Source organism: Leifsonia sp. Y878 (assembly GCF_057669685.1).
Genome location: NZ_JBYHFS010000003.1, coordinates 89,142 through 103,594, shown reverse-complemented (window position 1 = coordinate 103,594; position 14,453 = coordinate 89,142). Strand labels below are relative to the sequence as shown.

General features: G+C 64.0%; 11 protein-coding genes. 1 reads left to right on the top strand and 10 read right to left on the bottom strand.

From position 1 onward, the window contains the following. Positions 1-44 precede the first annotated feature (44 nt). The 3 genes from AC25Y4_RS11515 to AC25Y4_RS11505 are packed head-to-tail and all read right to left on the bottom strand — an operon-like array spanning position 45 to position 5,223. Complete coding sequence (locus AC25Y4_RS11515; protein WP_488120564.1) at positions 45-1,274, bottom strand: type II secretion system F family protein; 1,230 nt, start codon at positions 1,272-1,274, stop codon at positions 45-47. Beyond that, positions 1,274-3,523, bottom strand: coding sequence for a type IV pilus twitching motility protein PilT (locus tag AC25Y4_RS11510; protein WP_488120563.1), 2,250 nt, complete (start codon positions 3,521-3,523; stop codon positions 1,274-1,276). Before AC25Y4_RS11510 ends, AC25Y4_RS11515 begins: the two co-directional genes overlap by 1 nt. Positions 3,524-3,552: 29 nt before the next feature. Then, positions 3,553-5,223: a GspE/PulE family protein gene (locus AC25Y4_RS11505; protein ID WP_488120562.1), complete on the bottom strand. Its 1,671-nt coding sequence runs from the start codon at positions 5,221-5,223 to the stop codon at positions 3,553-3,555. Positions 5,224-5,626: 403 nt separating this feature from the next. Here AC25Y4_RS11505 and AC25Y4_RS11500 point away from each other — a divergent pair, with 403 nt between their 5' ends. After that, a complete protein-coding gene (locus AC25Y4_RS11500) occupies positions 5,627-6,076 on the top strand; it encodes an iron chaperone (RefSeq protein ID WP_488120561.1) in 450 nt (149 codons plus the stop codon). A 25-nt stretch (positions 6,077-6,101) separates the two neighbouring features. Here the strand turns inward: AC25Y4_RS11500 and AC25Y4_RS11495 are convergent, their stop codons facing one another. From AC25Y4_RS11495 to AC25Y4_RS11465, 7 genes are all read right to left on the bottom strand, one after another. Further along, the gene (locus tag AC25Y4_RS11495) at positions 6,102-6,806 is read right to left on the bottom strand and encodes a hypothetical protein (protein WP_488120560.1); all 705 of its coding nucleotides are present in this window, start codon (positions 6,804-6,806) and stop codon (positions 6,102-6,104) included. A gap of 129 nt (positions 6,807-6,935) precedes the next feature. Beyond that, entirely contained in the window at positions 6,936-7,526 is a 591-nt protein-coding gene (locus AC25Y4_RS11490; protein WP_488120559.1) for a hypothetical protein, read from the bottom strand. Next, the gene (locus AC25Y4_RS11485) at positions 7,513-8,385 is read right to left on the bottom strand and encodes a PP2C family protein-serine/threonine phosphatase (RefSeq protein WP_488120558.1); all 873 of its coding nucleotides are present in this window, start codon (positions 8,383-8,385) and stop codon (positions 7,513-7,515) included. Before AC25Y4_RS11485 ends, AC25Y4_RS11490 begins: the two co-directional genes overlap by 14 nt. Positions 8,386-8,387: 2 nt before the next feature. Beyond that, entirely contained in the window at positions 8,388-9,404 is a 1,017-nt protein-coding gene (locus tag AC25Y4_RS11480; protein WP_488120557.1) for an FHA domain-containing protein, read from the bottom strand. Positions 9,405-9,589: 185 nt separating this feature from the next. Beyond that, positions 9,590-12,121: a transglutaminase TgpA family protein gene (locus AC25Y4_RS11475; RefSeq protein ID WP_488120556.1), complete on the bottom strand. Its 2,532-nt coding sequence runs from the start codon at positions 12,119-12,121 to the stop codon at positions 9,590-9,592. Further along, the gene (locus AC25Y4_RS11470; protein WP_488120555.1) at positions 12,121-13,473 is read right to left on the bottom strand and encodes a DUF58 domain-containing protein; all 1,353 of its coding nucleotides are present in this window, start codon (positions 13,471-13,473) and stop codon (positions 12,121-12,123) included. Before AC25Y4_RS11470 ends, AC25Y4_RS11475 begins: the two co-directional genes overlap by 1 nt. Further along, complete coding sequence (locus AC25Y4_RS11465; RefSeq protein WP_488120554.1) at positions 13,470-14,435, bottom strand: AAA family ATPase; 966 nt, start codon at positions 14,433-14,435, stop codon at positions 13,470-13,472. The genes AC25Y4_RS11470 and AC25Y4_RS11465 overlap by 4 nt, the downstream gene beginning before the upstream one ends. Between the last annotated feature and the right edge of the window lie 18 nt (positions 14,436-14,453).

Genomic DNA, 14,453 nt, shown 5'->3' with positions numbered 1-14,453 from the left:
TGTAGCGTTTCGGTGGTCAAGAATCGTGCCACATTCTCCGCAACCTATTTGATCGCGGTGGCGATACCGAAGATCGGCATGTAAAGCGCGATGACCATGCCGCCGATAATCACGCCGAGGAACGCGATCATGAGCGGCTCGATTGCCGCCGTGAGCTGCTCCGTGGCCGCCTGCACCTCATCGTCGTAGAAGTCCGCGATCTTGTTCAGCATCAGTTCCAGGGAGCCGGCATCCTCACCGACGGCAATCATCTGGGTTACCATCGGCGGAAAGACCGGCTGGGCGAGCAGCGGCGCCGCGATCGATTGCCCCTGCCGCACTGACTCAGCGACTTCGTTGAGTGCGTTCTCGATCACCCAGTTGCCAGACGTCTCCCCCACGATCTTGAGCGCCTGCAAGATGGGGACGCCGGCGCCAATCATGTTTGAGAAGTTGCGCGCAAACCGGGCGACCGCGATCTTCTTGAGCAGAGATCCGAAAACCGGAAGTTTGAGCATGATTGGGTCTTTGAACTGCCGCACCTTGAGCGTGTTCTTGTTTTTGCTCCACCACACGGCGAACGCGATGCCCACTACGAGCAGTACCGGAACCACGAACACCATCGACTTTGACAATGTCACCAGGATTTGGGTTGGCAACGGCAGGCCACCGCCCATGCCGGAGAACATCTCCTCAAAGATCGGCACGATGAAGATGAGCATGATGAGTACCGCACCCAGCGACATGAGCAGCACGATGATCGGATACGTCATCGCCGACTTGATCGTGTTGCGCAGCTTCACTTCCTTCTCGAAGTTCTGCGCAATCGACTCAAGTGCCCCGTCGAGGAAACCGCCGGTCTCACCCGCCCGCACCATGTTGATCATGATCGGCGGGAAGTCCTTGCCATGTTTCCCGAAGGCATCCGAAATCGAGGTACCCGTCTCGACGTCGTCGCGCACTTTGGCCAAAATCCTGGCCAGCGGCTTGCTCTCGGTCTGCCCCGCGAGAATGTTAAGTGTGCGCAACAGCGACAGCCCAGATCCGATCATGGTCGCCATCTGGCGGCTCATGATGGCAAGGTCCTTCAGGCCGACTCCTTTGCTGAAGCCCGGGATGCTGATCTCTTTGTTGAGCCCTGTCCCTTCCGTCGATTCGGTGATCGAGATGGGAGAAATGCCCATGGTATTCAGGCGTGAGGCGACAGCAGACTCGCTGGAGGCATCCACTTTGCCCTTGACCGTCTTGCCCTTAAAATCCCGCCCGACGTACGCGTACGCCTGCGCAGTGGCCACTAGCGCGCCACCTGCGAGTACGAGTCACCGAAGTCGATGCCGCTGGCCGCGATTGCACGAGCGGATGCCTCGGTGGGCGACTCCACTCGGTTGATCAACTGGCTCAGACCCTCGGGGTCATGGGCCTTCTCCTCGGCAGCCCTGCGGGTGATCTGGCCTGAGTCGACGAGATCAGCCAGGTGCTGGTCCATGGTGTGCATGCCGGAGTCCCGGCCGGCCTGCATCATCGAGGAGATTTGGTACGTCTTACCCTCACGGATGAGATTGGCGATGGCTGGGGTCGTGATGAGCACCTCGGTGGCGACGACGCGTCCCCGGCCGTTGGCCTTCTTGACCAGGGTCTGGCAGACCACGCCTTGCAGGGTCGCGGCGAGCTGCGCTCGCACCTGGTCCTGGGCGTGCGGCGGGAAAACGTCGATGACACGGTCGATGGTCTGCGCGGCATCCTGGGTGTGCAGGGTGGCGAAGACGAGGTGGCCGGTCTCGGCTGCGGTCAGCGCAACGGAGATGGTCTCCAGGTCGCGAAGCTCACCGATGAGGATGATGTCGGGGTCCTGCCGAAGCACGTGCTTGAGCGCAGCCGAGAAGCTGTGCGTGTCGTGGCCGACCTCACGCTGGTTCACCAGCGAGAGCTGGTGTTTGTGCAGGAACTCGATCGGGTCTTCGACCGTGACAATGTGGTCTGTCCTGGTGCGGTTGGCGAGGTCGATGAGCGCCGCGAGTGTGGTCGACTTGCCCGACCCTGTGGGGCCGGTGACCAGCACCAGGCCGCGCGGAAGCTGCGCAAACTGCCCGATTGAATCCGGCACCCCGAGATCCCCGAGCTGCTTGATCTCCTGCGGAATCAGTCGGAAGGCAGCACCGATTGTGTTGCGCTGCTGGTAATAGTTGACACGGAATCTCGCTCGGCCCGCGGTGTACGCAAAGTCGAGTTCGAGCTCTCGTTCAAAGTGCTCCCGCTGATCGTCAGTGAGGAGACTGTGGAGGGCGGACGTGACCTTTTCCGGCATCCAGCGAGCTTCGCCCTCAATGGGGCGGAGGCTGCCGTCGACGCGGAGGCTCGGCGGCGCTCCTGCTGTCACATGCAAGTCGGACGCCCCCTGCAGCACGACGGTTTCCAGGGCGCGAATGAGATCGAGGTCGGCGCCGCCGAAGGCCAAGCGTTCGGTCTCGGTCAGTGACTCGTCCGTCTTGAGTTGAGCAATGGGGGCGCTCATCGCCTCCATCGCCACCTCTGACGGGGCAGCCGCGCGACGACCTGCCGGAACCAAGCGCGGTGTGTCGAAGTCGGATGCCGGCGGAGCCGAGACCGGGAGGGCGAATGCCTCGCCCACGATGTCGATTGCTTCCGTCGGCAGGTCGTGTGACGCAGCTGACAGCACGTCGGGACCGGGGATGACGTACGCATCCAGAGGAAGCGGCACGGCTGTCGCCGAACCGAAGATGGCGGCCGCCTCTGCGGCGAGCTGTGCTGCCGCTGAATCGGGGTGAATTTCGGGAAGCAACGTCGTTGGCGGGTTGAACTCGCCGCTGGGTGCGTCGATGTCGGCAGGTGCGCTGAAGTTGTCGAGTGAAAACACCTGCGTCGGTGCCGGCAGTACGTAGTCATCGATCTCGTACGTCGGCTGAGTGAGCGGGGGCGCGTAGATGTCGGGCGCGAACGAGTCAGCGCCCTCTGCGTCGAGCGCCCAGGTGCCAGTGGTCGTGTCGGCGAAGTCGGCTTCAGCGGCGTCAGCGGCCGCCACATCGGCACCCTGCGGCTCGAACGTCGGTGGTACCAGGGCAGGCGGGAAGAACAACGTCGGAGGGGTCAGCGCGGCTGAGACCTCAGGGTTGAGCGGCACTCCCCCGAACGCCGGGGCACCTACAGGCGGAACGGAGTACGAGGGCGCCTCGAATGCTGCCGCGTCTGCCGCCGGGGCGCCAAAGGCAGCAGGGTCGAAGGTCGGCGGGGTCAGCGTTGGCGGCTCATCAGCCGACGTTGAATCCGGCGAGAACAAGTCACGGAACATCTCGATGCCGGCCGGCACATCCGACTCATCGGCCGGTGCCGGGGGCGTGAGTCCCGGTGGCGTGATGCCAGGCGCAGTAAGGCCAGACGCCTGCGGGTCGAACAGGATCGAGTCGAACGGCGATGCGGCATCTGTGTTCTGTGGGGTGTGCGACGGCCCCGCGGCCGGCACGGGAGACCAGCCGTCTGCGTCATCCCCAGGAGGAGTGAGCGGAATCTCGAAAATAGGCTTGTCCATATTGGCTCCCCATTCGTTCGCGGCGGGCACTATGCAACCACGCGCAAAATCTCTTCGATGGACGTGAGGCCCATCTTTACCTTTTCCCAGCCGTCTTCGCGGAGGGTGATCATGCCTTGCTCGCGGGCGGTGCGGCCGATTTCGGCGCTGGAAGCTCGGGCAACGGCCATCCGCTCAATCTCTTCGCTGACGGTCATCACCTCGTGAACGGCGATTCGACCGCGGTAGCCCGTGTTCGAACAGTTCGTGCAACCGATCGGCTGGTACACCGTGGGCAGCGGCAGGTAGGGATCGTAGGAGAACCGCAGCCTGGTGAGGTACTCGGGGTCGATCGCCGCGGGCTGCTTGCACCGGTCGCACAGCCGTCGAGCCAGTCGCTGGGCGACAACGCAATCCAGTGCTGAGCCGACCAGGAAGGGTTCGATGTCCATCTCGGTCAGACGGGTGATGGCGCTTGGTGCGTCATTGGTGTGCAGCGTCGAGAGCACGAGGTGGCCGGTGAGCGATGCTTCGATGGCGATCTGCGCTGTCTCGTGGTCACGGATCTCACCGAGCAGCACGACGTCGGGGTCGCTTCGCAGGATGGAGCGCAGCGCACTGGCGAAGGTGAGCCCGGCCTTGGGGTTCACCTGCACCTGGTTGATGCCCTTCATGCGGTACTCGACCGGGTCCTCAACCGTGATGACGTTGATCTCCGGCCTGGCGACCGCGCCCAGCGTCGTGTACAGCGTGGTCGACTTGCCAGACCCGGTCGGGCCGGTGACCAGGATCATGCCGTATGGCTTGGTGTATGAGGTCTTGTACGCCTCGAAGTTGCGCTCGAGCAGGGCCAGATCGCGCACGTTGAGGCTGGTGTTCGAGTTGTCGAGGATTCGCATGACAACTTTCTCACCCCAGACCGTCGGCAGCGTCGCGACGCGGAGGTCGATCTTGCGGCCACCGTGACTGACCGACATACGGCCGTCCTGGGGCTTCCTACGCTCGGCGATATCGATATCGCTCATGATCTTGAGACGTGAAATCACGCCATTCTGGATGCTCTTGGGTGCGCTCTGCATTTCGTGCAGTACGCCGTCGATACGGTAACGCACGCGCATATCGTGTTCGGCCGGCTCGATGTGGATATCGGATGCCTTGTCCTGGATGGCCTGGCTCACCAGCAGGTTTACGAACCGCACAATGGGAGCGTCGTCGTCGACGGAGTCCGTGTTGCCGAAGGTGGTTGTCTCCGCAGGGGCACTCTCTTCTTCGAGGGTGCTGGTGAGGTTGCTGAGCTCGTCGTCGGCGCGGTGGTAGCGAGCGATTGCGGCCAGGAGGTCGGCACGTTCGGCAACGATGGGGTAGACCGGCATGTGGGCGGCAGCTCGCACATCATCGATGGCGAAAACGTTGCCGGGGTCGACCATGGCCAGGAGAAGCCTGCCCTGGTCTATGCCGATGGGGATAATCTCGTGGCGGCGGCATACCGCAGCGCTGACCAGTGCGACCGCAATGCGGTCAACGGGGTATTCCATCAGTTCAACGAACGGCAGGTTGGCCTGCGCGGCGCGCGCCTTCGCGAACTGCATCTCGGTGATCACCCCCGAATCAACCAGGGTGCGCACAGCGCTTTCGTCTGCCGGGTCACCGGACATGAGCGTATCGAGATGCTCAATGGGCAGTAGGCCGTGCAGAATCAGGATTTCGGTGAGTGTTGCCATGCGATCCTCCCCCGGGAAGAGAGTTGCTTTTGGTGACCATCGGGGGCCAGCACGAATGCTGGGTAAGCAGGCCACCCGAGGCCGTTGCCGTTACGAAACGCGAAGTTAAGAAACCACGGAGTTAAGTAACAGCCGAGCGTAGCTCTGGCGGGCACGTCTCCAATAGGACCCCGATCAGGGGGTGAAAGTGACGGGTGGGACAGACGTGATTGCTGTTACTGCTGTTACTGAAGTGGCTGGTGGGGCTGGAGTGGCTCGTCGATGTGAGGATTCGAACCGAGCAGGAATGGAGAAGCACCCCGCGTGCGCTCCGGCTTAGCCTGTCTACAACAACCGAGGGCGACGACGTCGGCCCCGCACATCCGGGTGAAACGTAAGCGCCCATCACGAAGGAGAGTCCACCATGCTCACGAAAGATGCCAGCGCCGAATCCACCGGTTTCACCGCAGCGGAGCACGCCGCAATCAAGCAGCGCGCTGCAGAGCTGCGCGCCGAAGGCAGGACAGGCGCCAAGAAAGCAGACGGACTGCAGGCGGTCCTCGATGCCATCGCCAAGATGGCGCCAGACGATCGCGCACTCGCCGAACGCGTACACATGGTGACAACAGCCAATGCCCCAGAGCTGTCACCCAAGACCTGGTACGGGATGCCCGCGTACACGGACGCGGATGGCAAGGTCGTCTTCTGCTTCAAGAACGCGGGCAAGTTCAGCACCCGCTACTCAACCCTGGAGTTTCAGGATGCCGCGCACCTCGACGACGGCGAGATCTGGCCGGTGTCGTTCGCGCTCCACACGTGGAGCCCCGTGGTGGAGAAGCGCGTCGCCGAACTCGTCACGGCCGCGATTTCCTGACGCAGCCGCAGCCGCGGCGCTACCGCTACGCGGTGCCGAAGATCGTCGAGACCATGTCATGCGTGTAGCCGTCAGGGCTCACGTTGATCCACCGCGTCGCGAGCCAGATCCCGTCACGGATGAAGTGCGATTCTCCCCATGCCGCACCGTCGTCGCTCCTCTCGTTGACGCACCGCAAGCCGTCGAGCTCGTCATAACAGGTGTAGCCAATCCCGCCGATGTAGGCAGTGAGGCTCGCCTGCTGCTCGTCCGTGAGTGCCGCAACGTTTGTGACGAGACCGAGGTCACTACCACCCGCGGGCTTCGCCCAATGGCAGGTCAGCAGGGTGGTGGAGGCGAGCTGCGTCATCAGCCCGCTGTCGTTGGATCCGCGGGCTTCGCTGGCGGGACTGTCCTTCGTCCAGGCCGGGTTCAGTACCAACACAGGCCCGAGGGATGCCGCCCAGTCGGTCGCGTAGAGCTGCTCGCAGTCGGCGGGGATCCGGGAATCGGCAGGGGCGGCATCCGTTGCGGATGGAGTAGGGGTGCTGCTTACTGCGATCGGCGCCTGCGTCTCGCTCGGCTGCGGGCGATCGGTGGCACCGCTCGCGCTCGGAACCTCTGCTCCCCCGCGCCACACTACGAGAACCACCAGAATCACCACGACCAGCACGCTGGCGAAAATGGCGAGCAACGCCCAGCCACGACGCTTCCGTGAATCAGGGGGGATCGGTGAATTCTCTGTACTCATCGGGAGCGCCTTCCTCGGGATTCCGTCCACCTTAGCGTTGCGATCGCTGTGCTCGGCCTGCAGCACGCGGCGCTGCGCAGCATCCGCTTTTGTGCGCCAACGGCCGCTACACGGCGGACGACGACGTCGCTACAGGCCAACGACGAACACGATGGCGGCGACGGCCGCAACCGCAACAATCACCGTCGTACCGACGACGACGCTTACTGCGACCAGACTCCGGCCTCGCGCACGCGTGGAACCTGCGCGTCGGATTTCTTCCGCGCTGCGCGGGAGCACGACGACTGGATCGTCGGCGGAGTGGTCCACTCGGTGAACGGGCGTTGTGTGGACGCTCGGCGCGCGAACCCCATAGCGGGCGGTGGAGCCAAGAGGAGTCTCCGGCTGCCGATGGGTGTGCGCGAGGATATCGGCGTGTACTGCCGAGCGACCTGCCTGCGGTGGTCGCTGGCTGACGATCCGCGTCTCGTCGGATTCTTCTCGGCTGACAATCCTGGTCTCATCGCTCTCGCGAGCGACCCGCCGGGTGGCATTGTCTGGGTCTGTCTTGCGAACCATGCGGGTGGCATCGTCAAGGTCTGCCGCCCGGCGAACCAACCGGGTGTCGGCGTCGTCGGCGTCGGTATCGGTGTCGCCGGTGTCGGTGTCGCCGGTGTCGGTGTCGCCGGTGTCGGTGTCGTCAGCGGCGCCCACCCGGCGAGTGTCATCATCGGGCAGCACGGGGTCGCCCCCTTCGTCCGGGGATTTCCGCCGTGTCATCCAGCCGCACATCGGCGGTGTCGTCGTCAGCATTCAGGAGCGACGTGGTCGACGCTCCCTCCTGACCCGATTCCCCGCCGGCAACGACGTCGACGACGATGATGGAGATGTTGTCTCGTCCCCCGCGCTCGAGAGCCTGAGTGAGTAAGAGGTCTGCAGTCTGTTCTGTGCCACCACCCAGAGTCAGCCCGGCTCGAATCGACTCATCACTCAGTTCGCCGGTCAGCCCGTCTGAGCAGACCAGAAGCCGCTCACCGGTGGTCACCGGGTACAGCCAATAGTCCGCGGGGCTATCGGGTGCGCCGACTGCCCTGGTGATGACGTTGCGGCGTGAATAGGTGGCAACTTCATCAGCTCTCATCGTGCCAGCCGCAACACGCTCTTGCGCAAGCGAGTGATCGACGGTCAACTGCACAAGTGATGTGCCGACGAGCCGATACACCCGCGAGTCGCCAATGTTGAGCACCAACCAGCAGGGCCTGTCGTTCTGGGTAACCAAAACGATTCCGGTCACTGTGCTGCCTGCGCCGCGCGTTGTTCCATCCGCGATCACCTGCACGGCCGCGTGCGCCCTGTCGACCACCGCAGCGACCTCATCAACCGCGATGTTCCCCCGGCCGGCCAGCGTACGAAACTCCGCGACGACGGCCTCGCTCGCACGATCGCCGGCTTCATGGCCGCCCATGCCGTCTGCGACGATAAACACGGGGGCGGATGCCAACACTGCGTCTTCATTGGCGGCCCGCCTGTGCCCGACATCGGTACGAAAGCCCACGGAGAGACTGACGGCAGAGGTGTGCTCCGTGGGACTGAACACCATGTCTACTTCCGCTCCTGGTAGATCCGCGCCGGCAACTCTCCCAGAATGAATTCCTCGGTCAGATCAGCGCTGGCACCGGCTTCGAGCTCGATGTCCAGCCCGCCCTGCCCCTTCAAGATGACGCCGTTCGTCGAGTGCAGGTCCGTGATAGTCCAGGTGGTCCCGACGAGTTCAATCTGGGCGTGCGTCTTCGATACCGTCTTGCCGGCATCGGTGACGCTGATCAGCTGGGCCTCGTCGTGCAGCGGACCGCGTGAGGGGTTTCGACCGAGCAACACGAGAGGTTTCGTCAACACCACTTTCTGTGCTCCGTCAGTTTCGAAGATCCAGGGCTGCACGCGTCGCGCCGCGACTACCGTGGCATCGAAGGCGTCATCGCTGTCGGGTACGTCATCGGAGGCGGGTGCGTGCCCGGTGATGATGGTTTCGCCGTCCGCGATGGCGGAGGCGCGATCAGAATTCCACTGGTCAGAATTCGAGTAGTCAGAATTCGAGTGGTCCGCATTCGAGTGGTCAGAACTCGACGGGTCGGGCGTCGCAGCGCTGGGCTTCGCATTGTCAGCCATAACGAGGCCGGGAATGGTGTCGATCGGCGGAGCCCATGGGCTGTATCCCACAGGCGCCGGGGCGGCTGAGGCAGTGGGAGGGGTGCCGGCCACCGGAGCGCTCAACCCGAATGGCGCCGGTGGAAGTGATTGGCCGTTCGGGAACGATGAGACCGGCAGGTCATGCACCGAGATTGGGCGGTCGACCCACGCAACGGGCGGGCGGGAAGGCACAATCAACGGAACAGGTTCACTTTCGCGAGCATGCCCGTTCGCGCCAGCCCTGAGCTTGGAATGGCCACCGATCTGGTGGAGGGCAACGGCGTTCATGATCGGCACCCAGGCCGTCCACGTCTTTTCGCCACGCCGCCTGAAGGCCGCGCTGAGCACGATCGCGATCCAGATGTAGTAGCCGATACCGAGCCCCACGATGACGGCGAGGCCGCCCATGATCATTCCGCCTGCATTGTCCATTGTTACCTCGCGCGCGTCTGAGACGAGCGCTCCCCCATTTCGATGCTCGGTGCGGCATCCCTGACCAAACCGAGTCCACTGTAGCCGAACGCGCCAACCTCTTGCGTCTCTGGATGTGGCCACGAGGTTTCGAGACGGCCTGGCGGCCTCCTCAACCAGCGGAAGGGGCGCCGCAGATATGACACCTAGCGAATGGCCCGCGCGAATGACCGCACGGAAATTGCTGCCTTCAGGCGCTTGCGTTTCGTCGCGTCACGCCGGAGAGCCGCTCGCTCAGCGTCAACCAGCGCCCAGAACGCGTCGCTGTCCGCAGGTGCCGGTGGCACCGGCCCGAAGACCGCTTCATCGGCCAACGTTGCAAGCATCCCGCTGCCTTCGCTGCCCTGGAGCGCCGCAAACTCGGTACGGGTCATGCTTCCTGGCGCGCGCATGCCGTGATCGATAGTCGCGTCGACGTACTCGTCCCAGCCACTCGCGATCCGAGCAGCGCTGGTACGACCGCGCTTACGCTCCCTGCGGCGTTGGAACTTGGCACCGATGATCGCCAGGAACGGAGTGAGGACGACCATTATCACCAGCAGCGAGATGCCGACGATTTTGAGGAGGCCGACCAACCAGCTGAGGTCGACGGCCTCCGGCTTGTCTTCGGTCGCCTTTTCGTCGCCACCTGTCGGGTTGGCCTCCGGCGGCGCCTGCTCCGCCGCATCCGCCTGCAACACCTCTGTGGGCACCTGAGGGTCGCGCAGTTGATCGTCGCTCGGCGAGAGCGGATGCTCATGCTGCGGAGTCACGTCGACGGGCGCCCAGCGGCCGTCGGTTCCCTGCACCTCAATCCACGCGGTGAGGTTCTTCCCCTCACACACCCCTGCCGTGCATGCCGGGATCGCGCTGCTGTCTCCCGCTGCGGCCGTCAGTGCGAAGCCCAGCACGACCCGTGAGGGAAATCCGAGGTGCGACGCGATCAGGGCAGCGGCGACCGCGAACTGCTCATCGTCACCGACCGCGGCAACGAGTGCGGTGTTGTCTGGAGAGGTGGCGGCATCCGGTTGGAGTGCATTCTGCTTGGTCAGCAGAGCGGTGAAGAGTGCGTCAATTCGGTCGACAGAGTGTCCGGAGAGTGACGGAGCGAATGTGTACCCGCCCAGATCGCTCGTCCAGCCGGCATCGGCGGCCGGCGCGTCGAGCGAGTGGGAGAGGTAACCACGCTCACGAAGTCGTGAGATCAGCTCTGCGAGTGCAGCTCCGTCGGAACCGAGACCTTGGGCACTCACCCAGGCGACAAGACTGTCGGGAATCAGGTCGTCGTTCACGAGGCCTTCAGCTCCGACGGGGGCTTCCAGGTCGGTCACCGGTGTCACGTTGTCGTCGATCCGCGTCTCGAAGGTATAGCTGTCTCCGGCACTGAGCGTCCGCAGCTCCACCCCCGCGTCGGTCGTGCCACTGTAGTAGAAGGCATCCATCAGGGAATCCCGGTTGGCCCCCGCGAAATCGATCCGGGTCACTGACCCGGCCAGCGGCAACCACACGCCGTCGTAGTCACCCGCCGTGATCGTGGCCGACGCCGCTACACCGTCATCACCGTCAACCACACGGATGTTCGGCACCCGGGCGAAGGCTGTGGACTGGTCATCCTGGCCGCTCACCGGGTCCACCACCCGATAGACCTGCCCGTCGTAGTGGCTAAGGACGGCGAGCCGCAGCCGCGACACCTCATTGTTCGCCCCGGCAACCGAGAACAGCGTGGCGTCATAGAGCGAGCCCGTCAGGAAGCTGCGGTACTGGCTCAGCGGACTGACGTATTCGCGCAACGTCACCGCAGGGTCAATTCCCGTGCGCACCACCTCCCGATCCGCCGAGCGCACAGTGGATGCCGCAAGCGGAATCGCCAGCGCGGTTGCCAGAATCAGGGTGCCGACCACGAGCCCGCCCCTGCGTGCTCTGGTCAACCATCCGCTATTCATTTGTCGCACGCCCGTCGCCCGCCGCGCGAGCCGCACTGCAGAGCGCCGAGCATCCTGGGCACGCCAGGCCAGAAAACCAACCGCGAGCAGAAAGGCAGAAAGACCGATGAGGCTCTCCCGCGGCGCCGGAACGCTTACCGGTCCGAATACTGCCGGGCTGCTCACCTGCCGGGGTCCGGCCAGCAACCCGAACAGCTGCAGCGCCAGCACGACAGGGATGGTGAGCACGTGCATCCGTTCAGACCGCCAGGCAAGCGACAGTGCCGCCGTTGTGGCCCCCAGCGTCAGGATGAACAGGGGAACAAGCATGGTCTGATAGCTGCCGACCGGGATCGAGATCGTGACGAGCTCTTTCCAGCTGAGCACCGTCGCCGCGAGGAGGGTGCCGAAGCCGTTACCTGCTGCCCCAATGCTCGTCAACGCCGACGGGATGGCTGCGGGCACACCGAGCAGCAGGTACGCTCCCACCGTCACCAGGAGAAGCGTGAAACCTGACCAGGAGCGTTGCAGCCCGATCCAGGCGATGGCACTGCCAGCCCCCATGGCGACGCCTGCTGTGATGAAGAAGTGAGCCCCCTGGTAGATGGGCCACGCCGCCCAGAGGCCTACCCCGATCATGCCGAACACGAACAGCGCGTTCATCAGCAAGAAGGCGGGCGGCTCTGGCGAGGCCCAGCGACGCAGCTCTGCGCGTGAGTCGGACCGAAGCTCGGAATGCGACCCGAAACGCGGCTTCCGGCGTCTTCCCTGGCGCATCAGCCGGCCCGCCTTGCGAGCAGCGAACGGAAATCGTCGAGAACGGCGATGGTCAGCACGCCAGTTCCGGCGAGATCGCGAAACGAGGGTTCCGCCGTCGGGTCACACAACACGGCCACGATCGATACCGACATCGGAAATTTGAGCGTCAGTGCGTGGAGCCGGGCGGCGGTCATCGTCGACCCACAGATGACGAACGCGATCGAGATGTCGGGAATCGCCTGTGAGGCCAGCATGCACACGTCCTCGATCGCCATCGCATTCTGGGTGGATGCGATTTCGCTGAGGTCGTCGAGCAGGGTGCGGGTTGACACCACGTTAAGGGTGCGGATCGAGCGGATGGCGCCACGCACGAACTCCGGAATGTCCTCACTGGCAAACGCCGTCACATCCCTGCCGTCTCGAATGGCGCGCACGCCCAGTGACCCCGCCGCGCTCACGGCCATCTCGAATTCGTCGTCTGAACCGTATTCGTCGGCACGAAGGCTGAGCGCGATGGCAAGCCGCGAGCGCCGACTCTCCTCGAACTGGCGCACCATGAGCGTGCCGGTCTTGGCGGTTGACTTCCAGTGGATATTGCGCTGGCCGTCGCCAGAGGCGTATTCGCGGATGGCGTGGAAGGAAATGTCAGAGTCGACGATATCGCTTGTCGGGTTCCCCTCAAGGTCCCGCACGAACCCGGCGCTGGTGCTCGGAATCGGCACCGTGACCGGATGAACGTAGAGACGGTGGATATCGGCCCACGACACCTCACGCTTCAGCACGCCGAGCGGGTCGGTGCGCACCGTCGTGACGGGGCCGACATCGATCACCCCGCGGCGGTACGCGGGAACGACGACCACTTCTTCGTGGATGGCGCCCGCACGCATAAGCGGCACATGCACGTCGCTGAGACCCTGGCCGATCGGCACATCAATGCGACCGGGCAGCTCAAGACGCCCGGAAATGTTCGTCACCCTCAGCGCGCCGGTGACCTCGCCTCCCGCGACGACCCGATCGACAGGAAGGGTGAAGTCCACACTGTAGGCGCGCCCGCCAAGCAGGAACGGCAACGCGATCAGCAACAATGCAGTGCCGACAATGCCCGCGACGATGAACTCGGCCCAGCCGAACGTCAGCCCGAGCGGAAGGAGAAGCACAACGGCGACCACGACCCACCCGGCCGGTGTAACGGTTTCGCCCAACCAGCGCACCGCAGCCTGCCCCTGCCGCTTGATGCGCCGCCAGGCGCTCACCCACCACACGACAGCGCCGACAAGCGCACTCGACCGTGTCGTCGAGTAGCGCGTGTGCGTCGATGTGCCAGTGGATGTTGCGGTGTGCGATATCCGCGACTCGCTGTCGAGCGTCACATCAGGTCGCTTCGGCTGGGCGGCACGATGTCGAGCAGAATTTGACCGATCACGGCGCTGGCGGTGACACCGTCGAATTCCGCCTCAGGGTCGAGCACTATGCGGTGCGCCAGCACCTGCTCTGCCAGGCCCTTGATGTCATCGGGAGTGACGTAGGTTCTTCCCCGCGCTGCCGCCCACGTCTTCGACGCCTTGGTCAACGCCCTGGCACCGCGCACGCTCACGCCCATACGCACCTGGCGTGCACTGCGGGTTGCCTCGACGATGCGCGCGATGTAGTCGAACAGCAGCGGGTTCACAAAGACCGACCTGGCCAGGTCACTCATGCCAACGAGTGCCTGCGGGGTGATGACGGGCTGCAGGTCGTGGTGCACCTCGCTCGTTCCCTCGAGAATGCGAATTGTGCTGGCGATGTCTGGGTAGCCCAGCGACGTCTTCATCATGAACCGGTCGAGCTGGGCCTCCGGCAGCCGGTAGGTTCCGGCTTGCTCGATCGGGTTCTGCGTGGCGATCACGAGGAACGGAGTGCCGGTCGAGCGGGTCACGCCATCGACGGTCACTTTGCCTTCCTCCATCGCTTCGAGAAGCGCTGACTGGGTCTTCGGACTCGCCCGGTTGATCTCATCGGCAAGCACGACGTTCGCGAAGATCGGTCCGCTGTGAAATTCGAACTCGCCCTTCTTCTGGTCGTACACCGTGATGCCCGTCACGTCACCTGGCAGCAGGTCGGGCGTGAACTGGATGCGGGAGCTGACACCCTGCACGCTCTGCGACATAGCCCTGGCCAAAGAGGTCTTGCCCGTTCCCGGAAAGTCTTCGAGCAACAGGTGCCCCTCGCTGACCATTGCCGTGAATGCCAGCTCAATGACGTGCCGCTTGCCAAGCAGGGCCGTCTCGACGTTGTCGACCATGGTCGAAAACGTCGAGGCGAACCAGGTGGACTGTTCCGGGGTGATTGTCATTGCGGTGTTGTCTCTCTC

Bases quoted from the DNA above. Each gene is read 5' to 3' on its own strand.
- AC25Y4_RS11510 (WP_488120563.1), bottom strand. From the start codon at position 3,523: ATGGACAAGCCTATTTTCGAGATTCCGCTCACTCCTCCTGGGGATGAC.
- AC25Y4_RS11505 (WP_488120562.1), bottom strand. From the start codon at position 5,223: ATGGCAACACTCACCGAAATCCTGATTCTGCACGGCCTACTGCCCATT.
- AC25Y4_RS11500 (WP_488120561.1), top strand. From the start codon at position 5,627: ATGCTCACGAAAGATGCCAGCGCCGAATCCACCGGTTTCACCGCAGCG.
- AC25Y4_RS11495 (WP_488120560.1), bottom strand. From the start codon at position 6,806: ATGAGTACAGAGAATTCACCGATCCCCCCTGATTCACGGAAGCGTCGT.
- AC25Y4_RS11485 (WP_488120558.1), bottom strand. From the start codon at position 8,385: ATGGTGTTCAGTCCCACGGAGCACACCTCTGCCGTCAGTCTCTCCGTG.
- AC25Y4_RS11480 (WP_488120557.1), bottom strand. From the start codon at position 9,404: ATGGACAATGCAGGCGGAATGATCATGGGCGGCCTCGCCGTCATCGTG.
- AC25Y4_RS11475 (WP_488120556.1), bottom strand. From the start codon at position 12,121: ATGCGCCAGGGAAGACGCCGGAAGCCGCGTTTCGGGTCGCATTCCGAG.
- AC25Y4_RS11465 (WP_488120554.1), bottom strand. From the start codon at position 14,435: ATGACAATCACCCCGGAACAGTCCACCTGGTTCGCCTCGACGTTTTCG.